The organism is Buttiauxella noackiae ATCC 51607 (assembly GCF_001654865.1).
GTDB lineage: Bacteria > Pseudomonadota > Gammaproteobacteria > Enterobacterales > Enterobacteriaceae > Buttiauxella > Buttiauxella noackiae.
The window spans coordinates 44,904-64,451 of sequence record NZ_LXEO01000011.1 but is presented as its reverse complement, the minus strand read 5'-3'; the positions used below and the strand labels follow the sequence as shown (position 1 = coordinate 64,451).

The 19,548-nt window shown below is 49.9% G+C and carries 19 protein-coding genes; 12 read left to right on the top strand and 7 right to left on the bottom strand.

The window, feature by feature from the left end; genetic code table 11:
- Window position 1 precedes the first annotated feature (1 nt).
- The 3 genes from thrS to M979_RS04535 all read right to left on the bottom strand — a co-directional run bounded on the left by thrS (window position 2) and on the right by M979_RS04535 (window position 3,690).
- A complete protein-coding gene (gene thrS / locus M979_RS04545; protein ID WP_034455978.1) occupies window positions 2-1,930 on the bottom strand; it encodes a threonine--tRNA ligase in 1,929 nt (642 codons plus the stop codon).
- Window positions 1,931-2,412: 482 nt separating this feature from the next.
- Window positions 2,413-2,664 carry a YdgH/BhsA/McbA family protein gene (locus M979_RS04540; RefSeq protein WP_034457151.1) on the bottom strand — a complete coding sequence of 84 codons (252 nt, stop codon included), beginning with the start codon at window positions 2,662-2,664 and terminating at the stop codon, window positions 2,413-2,415.
- A gap of 267 nt (window positions 2,665-2,931) precedes the next feature.
- Window positions 2,932-3,690, bottom strand: a complete 759-nt coding sequence (locus M979_RS04535; protein WP_034455980.1) for a DUF481 domain-containing protein — start codon at window positions 3,688-3,690, stop codon at window positions 2,932-2,934.
- Window positions 3,691-3,979: 289 nt separating this feature from the next.
- Between M979_RS04535 and pfkB the strand changes: the two genes are divergently transcribed.
- From pfkB to M979_RS04520, 3 genes are all read left to right on the top strand, one after another.
- Window positions 3,980-4,909 carry a 6-phosphofructokinase II gene (gene pfkB, locus M979_RS04530; protein WP_064553910.1) on the top strand — a complete coding sequence of 310 codons (930 nt, stop codon included), beginning with the start codon at window positions 3,980-3,982 and terminating at the stop codon, window positions 4,907-4,909.
- Window positions 4,910-5,007: 98 nt separating this feature from the next.
- Entirely contained in the window at window positions 5,008-5,298 is a 291-nt protein-coding gene (gene ghoS, locus M979_RS04525) for a type V toxin-antitoxin system endoribonuclease antitoxin GhoS (RefSeq protein ID WP_034456011.1), read from the top strand.
- 103 nt (window positions 5,299-5,401) lie between these two features.
- A complete protein-coding gene (locus M979_RS04520) occupies window positions 5,402-6,262 on the top strand; it encodes a fructosamine kinase family protein (RefSeq protein WP_034456012.1) in 861 nt (286 codons plus the stop codon).
- Window positions 6,263-6,297: 35 nt separating this feature from the next.
- Here the strand turns inward: M979_RS04520 and M979_RS04515 are convergent, their stop codons facing one another.
- The gene (locus M979_RS04515; protein ID WP_064553909.1) at window positions 6,298-6,834 is read right to left on the bottom strand and encodes a YniB family protein; all 537 of its coding nucleotides are present in this window, start codon (window positions 6,832-6,834) and stop codon (window positions 6,298-6,300) included.
- 167 nt (window positions 6,835-7,001) lie between these two features.
- Between M979_RS04515 and hxpB the strand changes: the two genes are divergently transcribed.
- From hxpB to M979_RS04490, 5 genes are all read left to right on the top strand, one after another.
- A complete protein-coding gene (gene hxpB / locus M979_RS04510; RefSeq protein ID WP_064553908.1) occupies window positions 7,002-7,670 on the top strand; it encodes a hexitol phosphatase HxpB in 669 nt (222 codons plus the stop codon).
- Between the two features lie 156 nt (window positions 7,671-7,826).
- Window positions 7,827-8,588 (top strand): 2-dehydro-3-deoxy-D-gluconate 5-dehydrogenase KduD, encoded by a 762-nt coding sequence (gene kduD / locus M979_RS04505; RefSeq protein WP_064553907.1) that lies wholly within the window; start codon window positions 7,827-7,829, stop codon window positions 8,586-8,588.
- Between the two features lie 113 nt (window positions 8,589-8,701).
- Window positions 8,702-9,292 carry a metal-dependent hydrolase gene (locus tag M979_RS04500; protein WP_064553906.1) on the top strand — a complete coding sequence of 197 codons (591 nt, stop codon included), beginning with the start codon at window positions 8,702-8,704 and terminating at the stop codon, window positions 9,290-9,292.
- Between the two features lie 134 nt (window positions 9,293-9,426).
- Window positions 9,427-10,818 (top strand): L-cystine transporter, encoded by a 1,392-nt coding sequence (locus M979_RS04495; protein WP_034456019.1) that lies wholly within the window; start codon window positions 9,427-9,429, stop codon window positions 10,816-10,818.
- Window positions 10,819-10,950: 132 nt separating this feature from the next.
- Window positions 10,951-11,637, top strand: coding sequence for a tetratricopeptide repeat protein (locus M979_RS04490; protein WP_064553905.1), 687 nt, complete (start codon window positions 10,951-10,953; stop codon window positions 11,635-11,637).
- Between the two features lie 79 nt (window positions 11,638-11,716).
- Here the strand turns inward: M979_RS04490 and cedA are convergent, their stop codons facing one another.
- Window positions 11,717-11,956 carry a cell division activator CedA gene (gene cedA, locus M979_RS04485; RefSeq protein ID WP_034457154.1) on the bottom strand — a complete coding sequence of 80 codons (240 nt, stop codon included), beginning with the start codon at window positions 11,954-11,956 and terminating at the stop codon, window positions 11,717-11,719.
- Window positions 11,957-12,113: 157 nt separating this feature from the next.
- On the opposite strand from cedA, the gene katE reads away from it, so the two are divergent.
- Window positions 12,114-14,372 carry a catalase HPII gene (gene katE, locus M979_RS04480; RefSeq protein WP_064553904.1) on the top strand — a complete coding sequence of 753 codons (2,259 nt, stop codon included), beginning with the start codon at window positions 12,114-12,116 and terminating at the stop codon, window positions 14,370-14,372.
- A gap of 90 nt (window positions 14,373-14,462) precedes the next feature.
- Here katE and osmE read toward each other — a convergent pair whose 3' ends face one another.
- Window positions 14,463-14,804, bottom strand: coding sequence for an osmotically-inducible lipoprotein OsmE (osmE, locus tag M979_RS04475; protein ID WP_064553903.1), 342 nt, complete (start codon window positions 14,802-14,804; stop codon window positions 14,463-14,465).
- 274 nt (window positions 14,805-15,078) lie between these two features.
- Between osmE and nadE the strand changes: the two genes are divergently transcribed.
- The 3 genes from nadE to cho all read left to right on the top strand — a co-directional run bounded on the left by nadE (window position 15,079) and on the right by cho (window position 17,842).
- Complete coding sequence (gene nadE, locus M979_RS04470; protein ID WP_064553902.1) at window positions 15,079-15,906, top strand: ammonia-dependent NAD(+) synthetase; 828 nt, start codon at window positions 15,079-15,081, stop codon at window positions 15,904-15,906.
- Between the two features lie 100 nt (window positions 15,907-16,006).
- Window positions 16,007-16,897, top strand: a complete 891-nt coding sequence (yddG, locus tag M979_RS04465; protein WP_064553901.1) for an aromatic amino acid DMT transporter YddG — start codon at window positions 16,007-16,009, stop codon at window positions 16,895-16,897.
- A gap of 69 nt (window positions 16,898-16,966) precedes the next feature.
- Window positions 16,967-17,842, top strand: a complete 876-nt coding sequence (gene cho / locus M979_RS04460) for an excinuclease Cho (RefSeq protein ID WP_064553900.1) — start codon at window positions 16,967-16,969, stop codon at window positions 17,840-17,842.
- 8 nt (window positions 17,843-17,850) lie between these two features.
- On the opposite strand, the gene hutU is transcribed toward cho, so the two are convergent.
- Window positions 17,851-19,536: a urocanate hydratase gene (gene hutU, locus M979_RS04455; RefSeq protein ID WP_064553899.1), complete on the bottom strand. Its 1,686-nt coding sequence runs from the start codon at window positions 19,534-19,536 to the stop codon at window positions 17,851-17,853.
- Window positions 19,537-19,548 lie beyond the last annotated feature (12 nt).

Sequence of the window (19,548 nt, the reverse complement as noted above, 5' to 3'; positions counted from 1 at the left end):
TCTATTCCTCTAGTTGATTTAGATTGCGGCTGCGAATTTCGTTTTGCAGCTTTTCAATCAATTCGTTGACGTCCATGCTCCCCAAATCTTTGCCACGACGGGTACGAACGGCTACTTTGCCTGCTTCGACCTCTTTGTCGCCACAAACTAACATGTAAGGGACACGACGCAACGTGTGTTCACGGATTTTAAAGCCAATCTTCTCATTTCTCAAGTCTGCTTTTACACGAATGCCTGCATTTTGCAGTTTACGGGTCAATTCGTCGACGTAATCAGACTGTCCATCAGTGATATTCATGACCACTGCTTGTACCGGTGCCAGCCAGGTTGGGAAGAAGCCCGCGAATTCTTCGGTCAGGATACCAATGAAACGTTCCATAGATCCGAGAATTGCACGGTGAATCATTACCGGAACCAGGCGTTCGTTACTTTCGCCGATATAAGACGCGTTCAGGCGTGATGGTAAAGAGAAGTCCAGCTGTACAGTACCGCACTGCCATGCACGATCCAGGCAGTCGTATAGGGTAAATTCAATTTTAGGGCCATAGAATGCACCCTCACCCGGTTGATAATCAAACGGTATATTATTTTCTTGCAGCGCTACGGCCAAATCCGCCTCTGCACGATCCCACATTTCGTCGGTACCGATGCGTTTTTCCGGGCGGGTCGACAGCTTCACAACGATTTTTTCAAAACCGAAGGTGCTGTACATGTCATAGACCATGCGGATACAGCTGTTCACTTCATCGCGAACCTGCTCTTCAGTACAGAATACGTGAGCATCGTCCTGAGTAAAGCCGCGAACACGCATCAGGCCATGCAACGCGCCTGACGGCTCGTTACGGTGACAGCTACCAAACTCAGCCATACGCAATGGCAGGTCGCGGTAAGACTTCAGCCCCTGGTTAAAGATCTGCACATGACCTGGGCAGTTCATTGGCTTGATGCAGTATTCACGGTTCTCGGAAGAAGTGGTAAACATTGCATCTTTGTAGTTGTCCCAGTGGCCGGTTTTTTCCCACAGCACACGGTCCATCATGAACGGGCCTTTCACTTCCTGATACTGGTACTCTTTGAGCTTGGAACGTACGAATACTTCCAACTCACGGAAGATAGTCCAGCCGTCGTTATGCCAGAACACCATACCTGGCGCTTCTTCCTGCATATGATACAGGTCGAGTTGCTTACCAATTTTACGGTGATCGCGCTTAGACGCTTCTTCCAGGCGTTGCAGATAAGCATTCAACTGCTTTTTATCTGCCCATGCGGTGCCATAAATACGTTGCAGCATTTTGTTGCTGCTATCGCCACGCCAGTATGCACCGGATGTTTTCTGCAGTTTGAAATGATGGCAGAAACGCATATTCGGTACGTGCGGACCACGGCACATATCAACGTATTCTTCATGATGATACAGACCTGGCTTATCATCATGGCTGATGTTTTCATCAAGAATCGCAACCTTGTAGCTTTCACCACGGTTCACGAAAGTTTCGCGGGCTTCGTGCCAGCTCACTTTCTTCTTGATGACATCGTAATCTTTCTCAGCCAGCTCGTGCATACGCTTCTCGAGCAGCTCAAGATCTTCCTGCGTCAGCGTGTGGTCAATGTCAACGTCGTAGTAAAAACCGTTATCAATAACCGGGCCAATCGCCATTTTAGTGTGCGGCCACAGTTGTTTGATAGCATGGCCCAATAAGTGGGCGCATGAGTGGCGGAGAATCTCCAGGCCAGCTTCATCTTTAACGGTGATAATCGCGAGTTTAGCATCGTGCTCAATAAGATCAGATGCATCAACCAGTTCGCCATCAACACGGCCAGCGATACACGCTTTGGCAAGGCCAGGACCGATGTCCAGGGCTACATCCAACGGGCTAACAGCATGGTCGTAATGGCGTTGGCTGCCATCAGGAAGAGTAATAACAGGCATTAATAAGTCCTTATCTGCAGTGGTGACCCACACGTAAGATCACATGCAACATGTATTTTACTTTAGTTTCAATGGGTTGCGTCACCTTCTCGCCTACAATTGCAAGGCCGGGTTCACAATTCCTGCGTGAATGTGCGGTTCACAGGCTTCACGACGGTTGAGAATACTATCACTTTAAGCAGGTTATGTCGCGTTTTGCAGTCCAGAAACATCTTGAGAACGATAATAATAACTGACTGTTTTACCCACTTTTTTATACAATTATCAACGAAAACACGTTTGTATATTCGAAAAAAACACAAGTAAAACTAATAAGCTTTTCTAAACATTGCCCTTGACGAATAATTACATTACCGGTTTATAAGGTTAAAAAATAAAAAGCCGGGCATCCTGCTCCGGCTTTTTATTTCATGCGAATTTGAAAATGAGCGATCAATTAGCAATTTCGCACAAATGAAACATAATCATCACTGCTTTATTTACTAATACCACTCGCCAGCAACCAGTGTATGGACATCAAAAGCATCATCCATTGAACGGCCTGTTGATTGAGCACCAGGCTGGATATTTGAGCCAGCTTCAATATCAGTAGCATGCCATGTGTTGGATGGTGCAGTCTGCGGGGCGACAGTAGTGCTCGCTAAAGTAGTGGTAGTTGTAGGTTGGGCTGCAAATGCACCGAATGAAATTACAGAAAGCACAACTGCTGTAGCGGTATATTTAATTGTTTTCATATTCATTATTCTCTTATTTAGTGGACCTGCAGGCATATTGCCTTATACAAAATAAGAGTAGATCCAGATCACACTTTTTCCCAGTCAATTTATTTGTCAAATAGTTTCAAAGATACTGAATATATGTCGAAGTGCTAGATTGTGGAGAGATTATGAAGGAAAGTTGGCATATTAGATTTTATTTAAAACAAAACCATGGACCAAAATAATATTAGCACAGAACGATAAAATAAAACATTAAAGCCGGGAATGACCCGGCTTTACCAATTACATCTTATAACCAAGAGTAACTGCGGTACGTCTATCTGTATGCTCTGGAGCAGAATCAGGTGGATTTGAGTTCCAGGTGACGTTGTAGCCAACCCGCAAACCAAAATGCTCATTGATTGCTACTTCAAGCGCAGTTTCAGAGTTCACCGTCGTATCTTCACTACCCAACACGGAAACGCCCTGGATAAATTTAGCGTTATCGGTCAACTGCCAGTTATAGATACCCGATGCGTAACCCAGAACCTGGGTCTCATGACCACCATCACTGTATTCGTCATAACGCACACCAGGACCAAATTCCACACGCAGACTGTGAACCGGGCCACTGAGGAACTGGCGACCATAACCGGCTGTCGCTACGTCACGCGCTTGATAGCCGTTGTAACGGTCAGTTAACCAGCTGGCCTGGCCAAACAGGTAATCGCTGTCGGTCATGTTGTAACGGCTACGACCACCAGCCGAATACGTCTCAGAAGAGCGCTCATCGTTAGAGGAGGTGTTGTTTGCATTACCCCAAATTGACCATGCGGTAGAGGTGTTATACCAGGTCATATTGGTGTTCGCTGTCAACGAAGAGCTTGTGGTGTTACCTGATTGCGCAAGATAACCCGCATTCAGGTTACCTTCGAACGGTTTCTTAGCAGTAGATGGGTCATCCATGACAGTGAAAACCGAATTATCTGCAATTGCAAAGTGACTCAATAGCGCACTTCCGGTCAGCAAAATTGCAGCCGGTACTGTCTTAACTAAATTCATTTAATCGTCCGTACAACATAAAAAGAAACCATCAAGGTTCCGGAATCTCTTCTGTGGATCAAATAATTATGAGCCAAGAAAGGTTACAAATTATAAAAAAGCCCGAATAACATAGCAATGAATTCTTCTTTCATTTTTTGAATAAGAGTGCTCTTAAAACATCTTTATTTTCATAAACATAGTGAGCTATTGCTTTTTACAAATCATTTGATAAATCATTGTGTTAATTGACATTCCCTGGGCTAAAACAGTGCTACGCTTTATCCCAATGCTAAATTAAGGAGGATATATGGCTCGGATTTACACATTGACACTTGCTCCCTCACTCGACAGCGCAACATTGACCGCACAAATTTACCCGGAAGGAAAACTCCGCTGCACCGCTCCAGTGTTTGAACCTGGCGGAGGTGGTATTAACGTTGCACGAGCGATTGTGCACTTAGGAGGCCAGGCAACAGCCATATTTCCTTCTGGTGGCGCGACCGGGGAACACCTGTGCGCCCTCTTGCTAGATGAACATGTCGCAATTGATACAATTAATGCACGCGACTGGACCCGGCAAAACTTGCATGTTCATGCTGAGTCAACTGGCGAGCAGTATCGTTTTGTGATGCCTGGCGCCGCACTGTCCGATGATGAATTCCGTCTTCTTGAAGAAAAAGTATTGTCTATTGAGCCCGAAGCTATTCTGGTTATCAGTGGTAGCCTCCCACCAGGTATTAACGTTTCTAAACTGTGCGCACTAGTAAAATCCGCTCAACGAGCAGGTATTCGCTGCATCGTGGACAGCTCTGGTGAAGCCTTAAAAGCAACCCTTGAAATCGGCAATATTGAGTTGGTTAAACCAAACCAAAAAGAACTCAGTGCTTTAGTAAACCGTGATCTCACTCAACCTGACGATGTGCGCCAGGCTGCACAAGAGATTGTCGACAGTGGCAAAGCGAAACGCGTGGTGGTTTCTCTTGGTCCGCAAGGTGCTCTTGGTGTTGATGCTAGCGGTTGTGTACAAGTTGTCCCACCACCAGTCAAAAGCCAAAGTACGGTTGGCGCAGGCGATAGCATGGTCGGGGCAATGACGTTGAAACTGGCGGAAGGGGCACCTTTATTAGATATGGTTCGTTTCGGTGTCGCCGCCGGTAGTGCTGCCACCTTAAATCATGGCACTCGTCTGTGCTCATTGGAAAATACACAAAAAATCTACGAATACTTGCGTAATTAGCGACTGCATTCTGAATGGCGGCTTGTCGTTTCGTCAAAAGTCGCCATTTCATATAGATCAACTATGCTAAAACCTTCGGGATAACAATGAGGTGAATAATGAGTAACGGAGACATCGTGCGCTATGTTGTCACATTTAAGTTCCAGGAGAACAATCTTACGGATCTTAACGAGCTCAATAACCAACTGACACGCGGCGGTTTTTTGCTCACGATGTCAGATGACGAAGGGAAAATTCACGAGTTAGGTATCAATACATTTGGGTTAATAAGCACATCGAGCCAGACAGAAGTTGAAGAGTTATCCCGTGGCCTTGGTCAGCTAGCGCTAGGTATCGAACCCGAAGTGTCAGTAACAACATGGGAAAATTGGCTACAACAGAGTAAATAACCTTGTTTTAAATATCATGACCGGGGATGTGCGTCAGTTCGAAGTTTGACCCGGTTAACAGCGATAAGCTAATGATCTACCAGAAAACCTGGGGAGAAGCATCATGTGGCAAGCTATTAGTCGTCTGTTAAGTGAACAACTCGGCACTGCGGAAATTGAACAACGCACGGAATTACCCGGCGGAGAAATTCATGCAGCCTGGCGAATTCACTATGCCGGTCATGAGATCTTTGTCAAAAGCGATGCGCGTGAAATGTTGCCTATTTTTACTGCGGAAGCCGATCAGCTTGAGTTACTTTCACGCAGCAACACGGTACGCGTACCAAAAGTCTGGGCGGTTGGCAGCGATCGCGATTACAGCTTTTTGCTGCTCGAATACATGCCATCAAAACCGCTGGATGCACATAACGCCTTTTTGCTGGGGCAACAACTGGCGCGATTGCATCAATGGAGCGAGCAACCGCAATTTGGCCTCGATTTTGATAATGATCTTTCCACTACCCCTCAACCCAATGCCTGGCAACGACGCTGGTCAACATTTTTTGCAGAGCAACGGATTGGCTGGCAGTTAGAACTCGCCGCTGAAAAAGGGATCCAATTTGGCGATATCGATCTTATCGTCGATTTTGTACACCAAACTCTCGCCTCCCACCAGCCACAGCCATCGTTGCTGCATGGTGATTTGTGGTCAGGAAATTGTGCCATGGGGCCTGATGGTCCATTTATTTACGACCCAGCGTGTTACTGGGGAGATCGTGAATGCGACCTCGCAATGTTGCCATTGCATCCCGATCAACCACCGCAAATCTATGACGGATATCAGTCGATATCCCCTCTTCCCACAGACTTCCTCCTGCGCCAACCAATCTATCAACTCTACACTCTACTTAACCGGGCGATTCTTTTTGGCGGCCAGCATTTAGTGGTAGCGGAAAAAGCATTAGATAGGGTTCTGGCGGCGTAATGACTTCGCCACTCCTCAATCAGGAGTGGCGTTTTCTAGATGAAACCCAGTAAAGAAAAGAAGAAGTAACCGATGACGATAATGATAATGGGTAAAATATAGAGCGGGAAAATTTGCAGGAAAATCGTGTGTCGTGGCACGACAATTTTTGCCTCGATCTGAGCTTTAGTTAATCCATCCGGGCCTTTCGCTTGCTCCAGAATCAACTGATCTTGCACACCCTCACGCAGAAATTTAGCCTGGCGGCTCATACGCGCACCCGACGCCTGCAACGCAAGGCCAATAAAAATCAGCGAGTAGATAACCCAAAACAGCACGTTTGCCTGCTGATGGAACTCCGGTTGTGGCGAGTTGTACCAGAAGAAATTTAAAAATGGCGTATTGAAACGCATCATCTCGATCATGACATGAGCAAAATCCAGCATCACGGCATTAATGCCCGCCTGTTTTTCGCTATGCGCATCCATAAACTTCAAAATCGAAATCAGTGTAGAAATTACTGCCGGGATAAAAATCACCCAGCCAGCCACACGTTTGAGTACGGCAATGCGTCCAGCTTGTTGATACGTCATTCGTTCCCCTTGGTTAAGACGTAACTTGTACGCACAAAGTCTACCTTGTCCGGTGTGATTTCGCCTGAGCTTTACGGACGAATTTCACAAAGCGGTGGCATCCTCAGATAATTCCAGCTATTGATTAGAGATCTTATCTTTAATACATAAATGACAGGAGTCGATAAATGGCTGTTACTCGCCAAATTTTAGCTGCAATTTTTGATATGGACGGTTTGCTAATTGATTCAGAACCGCTGTGGGATGAAGCAGAACTGGAGGTTATGGCAAGCATTGGTGTGGATATCTCCCGCCGTTGCGAACTGCCCGATACCCTGGGTTTGCGTATCGATCTGGTTGTCGACCTGTGGTTCGCCCATCAACCGTGGAATGGCCCAACGCGTGAAGAAGTGACTAACCGAGTCATTACCCGTGCCATCTCCTTAGTTGAAGAAAAACGCCCTCTCTTGCCTGGCGTGCGTGAAGCCGTTGCTTTGTGCAAAGCACAGGGGCTGAAAGTAGGTTTAGCTTCTGCATCACCTCTGCATATGCTTGAACGCATTCTGGAACTGTTTGATCTGCGTGACCAATTTGATGCCATCGCCTCAGCTGAACACCTGACTTACAGCAAACCGCACCCTCAGGTTTACCTGGATGCCGCAGCAAAATTAGGTGTTGATCCCCTTGCATGTGTGGCGCTCGAGGATTCCGTAAATGGAATGATTGCTACAAAAGCTGCGCGTATGCGTTCAATCGTGGTTCCCGCCGAAGAAAACCATGATGATGTGCGCTGGTGCCTTGCTAACGTAAAACTCCCGTCACTGGTTGAATTACGTGCCGAACACCTGCTTGGCTAATATTTTATAAGATGCGGGGCTCCCCGCATCTTTCTCAAAATCATACCTTCGTCAAAATTATTGAAACGCTATTTCATATTAATTTGAATTTCCTCCATCCCGTATCTATTCTTTATTTACACGCGCATATGCGCTTTTCCGGATACCGGGGTAACTATGATTCTCGATGCTTTTAATCTGCAGGGTAAAGTCGCAATCGTCACAGGCTGTGATACTGGACTGGGTCAGGGAATGGCGATCGGCCTTGCTGAGGCTGGTTGTGACATCGTTAGTGTGAACCGCAAAATTCCGCACGAAACCGCGCAAAAAGTGGAAGCGCTAGGGCGACGTTTTCTCGCCATCCAGGCCGATTTAAGCCAGCACGAGGTTATACCAGGTATCATCGAACAAGCCGTGGCTGGGATGGGGAAAATAGACATCCTGGTCAATAACGCGGGCACCATTCGCCGCGAAGACGCGCTTGAGTTTAGCGAGAAAAACTGGGACGACGTGATGAACCTGAACATTAAATCAGTGTTCTTTCTCTCTCAGGCGGTAGCAAAACAATTCATCAAGCAAGGTGGTGGGGGGAAAATCATTAATATCGCCTCAATGTTGTCATTCCAGGGCGGTATACGTGTTCCCTCTTATACGGCATCAAAAAGCGCGGTGCTCGGTGTCACACGACTTCTGGCAAACGAATGGGCACAACACAATATTAATGTGAATGCCATTGCCCCCGGATATATGGCTACCAACAATACTCAGCAACTGCGTGATGACGAAGTCCGCAGCCAGGAAATACTTGACCGTATTCCAGCAGGACGCTGGGGAGTTCCCGCGGATCTACAGGGCCCGGTAGTTTTTCTCGCATCAAGTGCATCCGATTACGTCAACGGATATACCATTGCCGTCGACGGAGGCTGGCTGGCCCGCTAGATACGCTATCGCCGGGTAACCGGCGGTTGCAAAATGTTACGCCGTCACCTCTTCCGTCTACTGTATAAAATCCCTATACTGTATGAATCGACAGTTTTCATCCAGGTAGTATCATGACGGCGGAAGGCCATCTTCTTTTTTCCATTGCCTGCGCAGTTTTCGCGAAAAACGCCGAACTCACGCCCGTGCTTGCTCAAGGAGACTGGTGGCATATTGTGCCATCAGCCATTCTGACCTGCTTATTACCAGATATCGATCATCCAAAGTCGTTCCTGGGCCAGCGTCTACCATGGATTTCCAAGCCTATCGCCCGTGCCTGCGGTCATAGGGGCTTCACACATAGTTTGTTTGCGGTGTTTGCAAGCCTTGCGCTGTTCTATCTTAAAGTCCCTGAAACCTGGGTTATTCCCGCCGATGCGCTACAAGGTATGGTGTTGGGTTATTTGAGCCATATTCTGGCAGATATGCTTACCCCTGCTGGAGTTCCACTGCTATGGCCATGCCGTTTGCGCTTTCGCTTTCCGATTGTCAGGCCGCAAAAAGGCAACCAACTTGAACGCGTTTTGTGTATGGCGCTGTTTGGTTTGGCCGTGTGGATGCCGCAAAGTTTGCCCGATAACAGTGCGGTGCGTTGGTCATCACAGGTGATAATTTCCATGCAAATGACCTTCAACAGTCTTATAAATCACCATTCGGCACAATAATTAGACGAAACTACTCAAAATGTAATAATCAATTCCTTTTGAATATAAGTGTCGCTCTAAGCTTCTGGTACGATTTACAGAATAAAGATGGCAATCAGTCCATCTATTTAAAAAAACACTCAGGAGATACGGGGATGAATTTTCCACTTATAGCGAACGTTATCGTGTTCGTTATTCTGCTGCTGTTGCTGGCGCAAACTCGCCACAAACAGTGGAGTCTGGCAAAGAAAGTACTACTTGGTTTAGTAATGGGCGTCGTGTTTGGCCTTGCGCTGCACACCATTTATGGCGAAGACAGCCCGGTACTTAAACAATCTATCCAGTGGTTTAACATCGTTGGTAACGGTTATGTACAACTGTTGCAAATGATCGTCATGCCATTAGTGTTCGCCTCAATTCTGAGCGCGGTAGCTCGTCTGCATAATGCCTCTTCACTGGGGAAAATCAGCTTCCTGACCATCGGAACCTTGCTGTTTACCACTTTGATCTCAGCACTTGTTGGCGTATTGGTTACCAACCTGTTCGGCCTGACGGCTGAAGGTTTGGTACAAGGTACTGCTGAAACCGCCCGTCTGAGCACCATTGAAACCACTTATGTGGGCAAAGTGGCCGACCTGAACGTGCCGCAGCTGATTCTGTCATTCGTGCCGAAGAATCCGTTTGCTGACCTGACTGGGGCGAACCCAACCTCAATCATCAGCGTGGTCATTTTCGCCGCTTTCCTGGGTGTCGCTGCTCTGAAATTGCTGAAAGACGACGCACCGAAAGGTGAACGTGTTCTGGTAGCGATCGATACGCTGCAAAGCTGGGTAATGAAGCTGGTACGTCTGGTCATGCAATTGACGCCATACGGTGTACTTGCATTGATGACTAAAGTTGTTGCTGGTTCAAACCTGCAAGACATCATAAAGCTCGGCAGTTTTGTGGTTGCGTCTTATCTGGGCCTGGCAATTATGTTCGGCGTGCATGCAGTATTGCTGGCCGTAAACGGCGTCAGCCCGCTGAAATACTTCCGCAAGGTTTGGCCGGTCCTGACATTTGCCTTCACCAGTCGTTCTAGCGCAGCCAGCATTCCATTGAACGTTGAAGCGCAAACTCGCCGTCTGGGTGTTCCTGAGTCCATCGCAAGCTTTGCGGCGTCCTTTGGTGCCACAATTGGCCAGAACGGTTGTGCTGGCCTGTATCCTGCCATGCTGGCAGTAATGGTCGCGCCAACAGTCGGAATTAACCCACTGGACCCTATATGGATTGCCACTCTGGTTGGTATCGTAACCGTAAGCTCCGCAGGTGTTGCGGGGGTCGGTGGCGGTGCAACCTTCGCAGCCCTGATTGTTCTGCCAGCCATGGGCTTGCCGGTCACACTGGTCGCGTTGCTGATTTCTGTTGAGCCACTTATCGACATGGGTCGTACCGCACTCAACGTTAGCGGTTCAATGACTGCTGGTACTATCACCAGCCAGTTGATGAAACAGACGGATAAAGAATTACTCAATAGCGATGAAGAAGCGGAATTGGCACATCGCTAATCAGTAGCAAAACCACCGTAGAATCTGCGACAATAAACGGTTCCTGTAAAAGGGAACCGTTTTTTTATTTATAACTTAGAGCCCCTTTCAGGGTGCCAAAATACTTTAGCCTTCTACGGACCTCTTCCCTCAATGAAACGACTCTGCATTCTACTTTTCTTCTGTGTCTCTGGCGTCTGGGCAGAAAATCTCGATAGCCCTTATCTACAACATGCGCAGGAAGGTGATAGCCGCGCGCAATTCTATCTTGCCGATACTTTGGTTAGCGCCGGTGAATATCAGCAGGCTGAAAGCTGGGCTGCCAAATCAGCGGCTCAGGGTGATGCCGATGCCATGGCATTACTGGCCCAACTCAAAATTCATGATCCTGCCACTGCAGATTATCAGCAGGCTAAGTCGTTAGCAGAACAAGCCGTACAACGAGGTAGCCTGGCTGGAAAAGTGACTCTGGCGCGCATTTTCGTTAATACACAAGCGGGTAAACCCGATTACCCGAGGGCCATTACACTGCTGGAAAGCGCCTCGCAGGATATAGAAAGTGACTCAGCAGTCGATGCGCAAATGTTACTAGGGTTGATCTACGCCAACGGTGTAGGGGCAGCGCAAGATGATGAAAAAGCCACTTTCTGGTTTAAACGCAGCTCTACACTCTCCCGCACGGGGTATGCCGAGTTCTGGGCTGGAATGCTATTTTTAAATGGCGAAAAAGGTTTTATCGCTGTCAATAAACAGCGTGCGTTGCAGTGGCTGAATTTGAGTTGCACGGAAGGCTTTGATACCGGTTGCGAAGAGTTTGAGCGGATCAGTAACGGCGGATAAGTTATTTTCGTTGCAGGGCCTGCACCCGGCAGGCCTTTAAATTCATCTTTCTTAAAACAGCTCTGAGCTCGTTCTTCTCTCAGTAAATCTCATTTTCATGTCTGACCTGTGTTGCCCAACGTTGTGCCGATTCCGGTAAGGTAAAGGGCGGTGACTGACGGAACGCATTCCCTACCAGTACAAAAGCCACGTAGCGATTGCGTAGTAGCCACACATCCTTAAACCCATCCACTCGCAAGGCATGAGCCGGTGGTGCGGGTTCAACACGCGGTTGGTACGTAAGAACGGGACGAGTATTCGGTTGGCGCAAAGGTTTCATAGGCAATGGAATCAAAACTAAATTGATGAACAACTTCGCTATGATAGCGGAGAACGCCCCTTCTCGTCTCGCGTTGAGATGACCTTGTTCTATAGTTAAAGCTGTTTTGGCCATAAAGGGCCCATTAATAGCAGAACTAAAACAGGAGATGAGTTCAATGTCGAAGAACGATAAGCACCCTTCGAATCACAGTGCACCTGTACATGACGCTAACGAGTCAAAACCTGGTATGGATTCACTGGCACCTGAAGATGGATCTCACCAGCCTTCCGCTGAGCCATCCCCACCGGGAGCGCAACCTACCGCACCGGGGAGTTTTAAAAGCCCTGATACCTCCAACGAAAAACTAAAATCGCTCGATCCTCATCGCAAAAATGGTGAAAACTTCCCGCTCACCACCAACCAGGGTGTGCGCATTGCCGACGATCAGAACTCGCTGCGTGCGGGTACGCGTGGGCCGACGCTGCTGGAAGATTTCATCCTGCGGGAGAAAATCACCCATTTCGACCATGAGCGTATTCCCGAGCGTATCGTCCACGCCCGTGGTTCAGCGGCGCACGGTTATTTCCAGCCCTACAAAAATATGGCGGAAGTGACCAAAGCAGACTTCCTTTCCGACCCCGACAAAATCACGCCGGTATTTGTGCGCTTTTCAACGGTGCAAGGCGGCGCAGGGTCAGCCGATACAGTGCGTGATATTCGCGGATTCGCCACCAAGTTTTATACCGAAGAAGGCATTTTCGATTTAGTCGGCAACAACACGCCGGTATTTTTCATTCAGGACGCGCATAAATTCCCGGATTTCGTCCACGCCGTAAAACCCGAGCCACACTGGGCTATCCCGCAAGGTGGCAGCGCCCACGATACTTTCTGGGATTATGTCTCCCTGCAACCCGAAACGCTGCACAACGTCATCTGGGCGATGTCTGACCGTGGCCTGCCACGCAGCTATCGCACCATGGAAGGTTTCGGCATCCATACTTTCCGCATGATCAACGCCGAAGGAAAAGCGACTTTCGTTCGTTTCCACTGGAAACCTACGGCCGGTAAAGCCTCGCTGGTTTGGGATGAATCGCAAAAACTGACCGGTCGTGATCCCGATTTCCACCGCCGCGATCTTTGGGAATCTATTGAAGCGGGCGATTTCCCGGAATATGAACTGGGCCTGCAATTAATTCCTGAAGAAGATGAATTTAAATACGATTTCGATCTGCTCGACCCCACCAAACTGATCCCTGAAGAGCTGGTGCCGGTTCATCTGGTGGGCAAAATGACGCTCAACCGCAACCCGGATAACTTCTTCGCGGAAAACGAACAGGCGGCCTTCCACCCAGGCCACATCGTTCCGGGGCTGGATTTCAGTAACGATCCGCTATTGCAGGGGCGTTTATTCTCCTACACCGACACGCAAATCAGCCGCCTCGGTGGGCCGAACTTCCATGAAATCCCGATTAACCGCCCGGTTTGCCCGTATCACAATTTCCAGCGTGACGGTATGCACCGCATGGATATCGACAGCAATCCGGCCAACTATGAGCCTAATTCCATCAATGATAACTGGCCGCGCGAAACGCCTCCGGGCCCGAAACGCGGCGGTTTTGAAAGTTATCAGGAGCGCATCGAGGGGCATAAAGTTCGTGAGCGCAGCCCGTCGTTCGGGGAATATTATTCTCAGCCTCGCCTGTTCTGGCAAAGCCAGACGCCCGTCGAGCAGCAGCATATTATCAACGCGTTTAGCTTTGAATTATCAAAAGTCGCAAGGCCGTATATCCGCGAAAGAGTGCTGGATCATCTGACGCATATCGATATTTCCCTCGCCCAACCGGTCGCGGAAAATCTGGGTATCGAACTGTCCGATGAGCAGATGCACGTCGCCCCGCCAAAAGATGTGAACGGCTTGAAGAAAGATCCGAGCCTGAGTCTGTACGCGGTGCCGAGCGGCACAGTGAAAGGGCGTGTGGTGGCGATTCTACTGAATGAAACCACTAAAGCCGCAGATGTATTAGCCACCATGAAGGCGTTAAAAGCGCAAGGCGTGCATACCAAACTGCTCTTCTCGCGCATGGGTGAAATCAGCGCAGACGATGGTTCCCTGTTGCCTATCGCGGCGACCTTCACAGGTTCACCGTCGGTAACGGTGGATGCGGTGATTGTGCCGGGGGGCGACCTGAAATCCATTCTGGATAACGGCGATGCCGCCTACTATCTGCTGGAGGCGTATAAACATTTGAAAGTGATTGGCCTGGCCGGAGATGCGCGCCAGTTTAAAAAGAAACTGGGTATAGATGCACAGGGAGAAGAAGGTGTGGTTGAAGGTGACACTGTCACTGCCAAATTCACCAGTGAATTCCTTAAACTTCTCGCCGCCCATCGGGTTTGGGCGCGCGACAGTAAAATCGCCCATCTGCCCGCATAGCAAATCAATCACCACCTCCTCAGGAGGTGGTTTAAAGGTGACCATAAAAAAGCCGTCACAAACGTGACGGCTTTTTTACTAAAGAGGGAATTACTTCTGTTTAACCTGCGGGTCGGTATCGTATTCCGCACAAGTCTGATAACCCGAATTCATCACATGCCCGGTATCATCAAGCGCGACGAAATAGGTTTCTGTTTTACCATCACGCTGGCCCAGAATATAAGTCTGGCAAGTACCACGAGCGTGAATCATTGTCACTTCTGAAGACGGTTTGCCTGCGACTTGCTGAACTTGCTGACGGCTCATGCCTTTTTTCACATCTTTAACAACAGGAGTGGCAACCTGATCTTTAGTGCGGTCATAAGCGGTACAACCAGCCAACATTGTCATAACCGCTGCGGCGCTTAAAATTCCTGCAAAAGTCTTGTTCATATTTTATCCTCGTTTTTCAGGGTATTGCTCATGCGTGTTAGATAAGCCTGGAATATAAAAGCGCATTTTTCAACTAAGCAGACCAAATGAACAAATTTTAGGATTATTAAACAAAACACCAGGTTAGCTCCAGAACGTACCAAATAGCTCTAAATCACACCAAACGGCAAAACCACTCTCCCATGAGCCTTGTCGTTTTAACTACAAACGGGTAGTTTTAACAAATCTGACTTTTGCTACCTGCATGCGCAGGTAAATTGCACCGGAGGGTTAAATGGCTCTGCAACAAGAGATTATCCAGGCACTAGGGGTGAAACCACAGATCGACCCGGAACACGAAATTCGTGTCAGCGTTGATTTCCTGAAGTCGTACCTGAAAAGATATTCATTTATTAAGTCGCTGGTGCTGGGTATTAGCGGCGGCCAGGACTCAACTCTTACCGGTAAACTCTGCCAGCTTGCCATCAATGAACTGCGTGATGAGACCGGTGACGAAAGTTACCAGTTTATCGCAGTACGTTTACCGTTTGGCGTGCAGGCCGATGAACAAGATTGCCAGGACGCTATCGCCTTTATCCAGCCAGACCGCGTGCTGACGGTAAATATCAAAGGTGCGGTGCTGGCGAGCGAACAAGCGCTGCGCGAAGCGGGCATTGAGCTGAGCGATTTTATTCGCGGCAACGAAAAAGCGCGTGAACGTATGAAAGCCCAATATAGCATCGCGGGCATGACCAAAGGCGTGGTAGTGGGAACAGACCACGGCGCAGAAGCGGTGACAGGGTTCTTCACCAAATACGGCGACGGCGGCACCGACATCAACCCAATTTTCCGCCTCAATAAACGCCAGGGGAAAGCGCTGCTTAAAACCCTCGGCTGCCCGGAACATCTGTATCAGAAAGCCCCAACGGCGGATCTCGAAGACGATCGCCCTTCTCTGCCGGATGAAGCCGCGCTTGGCGTCACTTACGAGCAGATCGATGACTATCTGGAAGGCAAAAAACTCGATGACGCCACCAGCAAAATCATTGAAGGCTGGTATCTGAAAACCGAACACAAACGTCGCACGCCGATTACGGTGTTTGATGATTTCTGGAAAAAGTAAGCTGTTTTAACGGCGGATGGCGCAAGCTTATCCGCCCTACGTTTGCGGCCATTCAATTCTTCCACGCAGATCGGGTTCACCCGACACATTTCGGGATCGCATGGACAGTTCTACTCAACGCGCCACCCTTTTCGGCCTGCTGGCGATCCTCCTCTGGAGCACTTCGGTTGGTTTACTCCGCAGCATCAGCGAACATTTTGGCCCCGTTGGTGGCGCAGCGCTGATTTATACCGTCAGCGCGGTGTGCTTGTGTCTGGCGCGTGGTTTACCCAAATTTCGCGAAATACCGACCCGTTATTTATGGATTGGCGGCGCATTATTTGTCACTTATGAGATAAGCCTCGCACTGGCGATTGGCCTTGCGCACAGCCGCAGCCAGTCGCTGGAACTGGGGATGATTAACTATTTGTGGCCAAGCCTCACTATTCTACTGGCGCTGTTTATCAATCAACAACGCAGCAACTTGTGGCTTTGGCCGGGGCTTGCGCTCTCACTGGCGGGTATTGTCCAGGTGATGAAGGGCGATGGCGACTGGTCGCCGCTGCAGATGTGGCACAACATTCTTGATAACCCGCTGGCCTACGGATTAGCCTTTGCCGCCGCGCTAATCTGGGCGCTGTATTGCAACATTACGCGCCGTTGGAGCGGCGGCAAAAATGGCGTCTCGCTGTTTTTCTGCGCCACCGCCATTGTGCTGTGGGTTAAATTCGCTTTTGTCAGCGAAGCCCCGATTCACTTTACGCTGCCTTCATCTCTGCAACTGCTGTTTATGGGGGTTTCCACGGCGGTCGCTTATTCGGCCTGGAATCATGGTATTCAGCGCGGAAATATGACGCTGCTCGCAACAGCCTCGTACTTTACGCCAGTGCTTTCCGCGTTACTCGCCAGTTTATGGTTAGGCTTACATCCCGGTTGGGCATTCTGGCAGGGAGTCATTATGGTGGTTGGCGGGTCGCTCTTATGCTGGCTTGCCACTCGCCGTTACGGCTAAATTGCCGCTTTTTTGCGCTCCGATTCCCTGCTACACTGTACAGGTAACCAGTATTCAGGAGTTTAAGCAGTGGTCAGGCGTGTCAGCGCTCCGCGCATGCAATTTGAAGCAGCAGCAGTTTACGAATACCCCGAGCATCTGCGCACCTGGCTTGAGGATCTCCCAAAAACCTCCGGGGTGTATGTTTTTCACGGCGAAAGCGATCTCATGCCGCTCTATATCGGCAAGAGCGTCAACATCCGTAGCCGCGTTATGTCCCATTTCCGCACGCCGGACGAGGCAGCCCTGTTGCGCCAGTCCCGCCGCATCACCTTTACCCGCACGGCGGGCGAACTGGGTGCGCTACTGCTTGAAGCGCAGATGATTAAAGAACAGCAACCGCTGTTTAATAAACGCCTGCGCCGTAACCGCCAGCTTTGTTCGCTGCAATTTGACGGCGTTAAACCGCAGGTGGTTTACGCCCGTGATGTGGATTTTTCAAAACAGACTGGGTTATACGGCCTGTACGCCAACCGCCGCACGGCTTTGCAAACACTGCAAACCCTGGCCGATGAACATCAACTTTGTTACGGCTTGCTGGGGCTGGAAACACTTAGCGCCGGGCGCGCCTGTTTCCGCGCAGGTTTAAAGCGTTGTGCCGGTGCATGTTGCGGAAGAGAAACCGTCGAAGAGCATCACGCGCGATTTCTGGCAGCCATGGAACGCATTCGGGTAATGTGCTGGCCATGGCAAGGGCCGGTTGGCCTGAAGGAAACCGGGCCTGAGATGACGCAGTACCACATCATCGATAGCTGGTTTTATCTCGGGTCGGTGCAAAACCTGCGGGAAGCAAATAAGCTCGCCGCGCCGCCGAAAGGCTTTGATAACGATGGCTACAAGATTTTGTGCAAGTTGGTATTGAGCGGAGATTACGAAGTGGTGGAGCTTTCTCACTCCACCGTTTGACAGACAATTTATTTCACCATCGGCAATTTCAGATCGTGCTCGTGGGCGCATTCAACCGCACTTTCATAGCCCGCATCGGCATGGCGCATCACACCGGTGGCTGGGTCATTCCACAGCACACGCCCTAAGCGCACAGCAGCCTCTGGTGTACCGTCTGCGACAATTACCACACCAGCGTGCTGCGAGAAGCCCATCCCCACACCACCGCCGTGATGCAGGCTCACCCACGTTGCGCCGCCTGCGGTATTTAGCAGCGCGTTGAGCAATGGCCAGTCGGAAACCGCGTCTGAACCATCTTTCATCGCCTCGGTTTCACGGTTTGGTGAAGCCACCGAACCGCAATCCAGATGGTCGCGCCCAATCACCACTGGCGCTTTCAGCTCGCCGTTGCGCACCATTTCGTTAAACGCCAGCCCCGCAAGATGCCGCTCCCCTAAACCCAGCCAGCAGATACGTGCCGGTAAGCCCTGGAAGGCGATGCGCTCTTGTGCCATATCCAGCCAGCGATGCAGATTCTGGTTGTCCGGGAACAGCTCTTTAAGTTTCGCATCCGTTTTGGCGATATCTTCCGGGTCGCCAGAAAGCGCTACCCAGCGGAACGGGCCTTTGCCCTCGCAAAACAGTGGGCGAATATAGGCCGGAACAAAGCCCGGGAAATCAAAAGCATTTTCCACGCCTTCATCAAACGCCACCTGGCGGATATTGTTACCGTAATCCACCGTCGGCACGCCCATTTCCCAGAAGTCGAGCATTGCCTGAACGTGTACCGCCATTGAAGCGCGGGCCGCCTTTTCCACCGCTTTTGGCTGTGAAGTGCGCTCGTTCTGCCAGCGTTCCACCGTCCAGCCGAGCGGCAAATAACCATTAACAGGATCATGTGCCGAGGTTTGATCGGTCACGATATCAGGCTTAATACCACCTGCTTTTGCCCGCTTAACCAGTTCTGGCAGCAATTCAGCCGCGTTACCCAACAGGCCAACGGAGATCGCTTTTTTCTCCGCATTGGCTTTTTCGATCATCGCCAGCGCTTCATCAATATTTGTCGCTTTGTAATCCAGATAACGCGTGCGCAGACGGAAATCAATGCGCGACTCCTGGCATTCAATGGCTAACACAGAAGCCCCAGCCAGCACGCCTGCCAGTGGCTGCGCGCCGCCCATGCCGCCAAGCCCTGCGGTAAGGATCCACTTGCTGCGCAGATCGCCGTTGTAGTGCTGACGCCCCGCTTCAGCGAAAGTTTCAAATGTGCCCTGCACGATGCCCTGCGCACCGATGTAAATCCATGAACCGGCCGTCATCTGGCCGTACATCATCAGCCCGGCTTTATCTAATTCGTGGAAGTGATCCCAGTTCGCCCAGTGCGGAACGAGGTTGGAGTTGGCGATCAATACGCGCGGCGCATCGGCGTGAGTGCGGAAAATCCCCACCGGTTTGCCCGATTGCACCAGCAGCGTTTCGTCAGCTTTAAGGCTACGCAGCGAGGTGAGGATCTGTTCGAAACATTCCCAGTTACGTGCGGCTTTACCGATCCCGCCGTACACCACCAGATCTTCCGGGCGCTCTGCGACATCCGGGTCAAGGTTATTCTGGATCATGCGGTAAGCGGCTTCGATCAGCCAGTTTTCGCAGTGCAATGTGCTGCCATGTGGCGCGCGTACCGTGCGGGCTACCGCCTGTTTTACAGTTTCAGTCATTGTAGTGGCTCC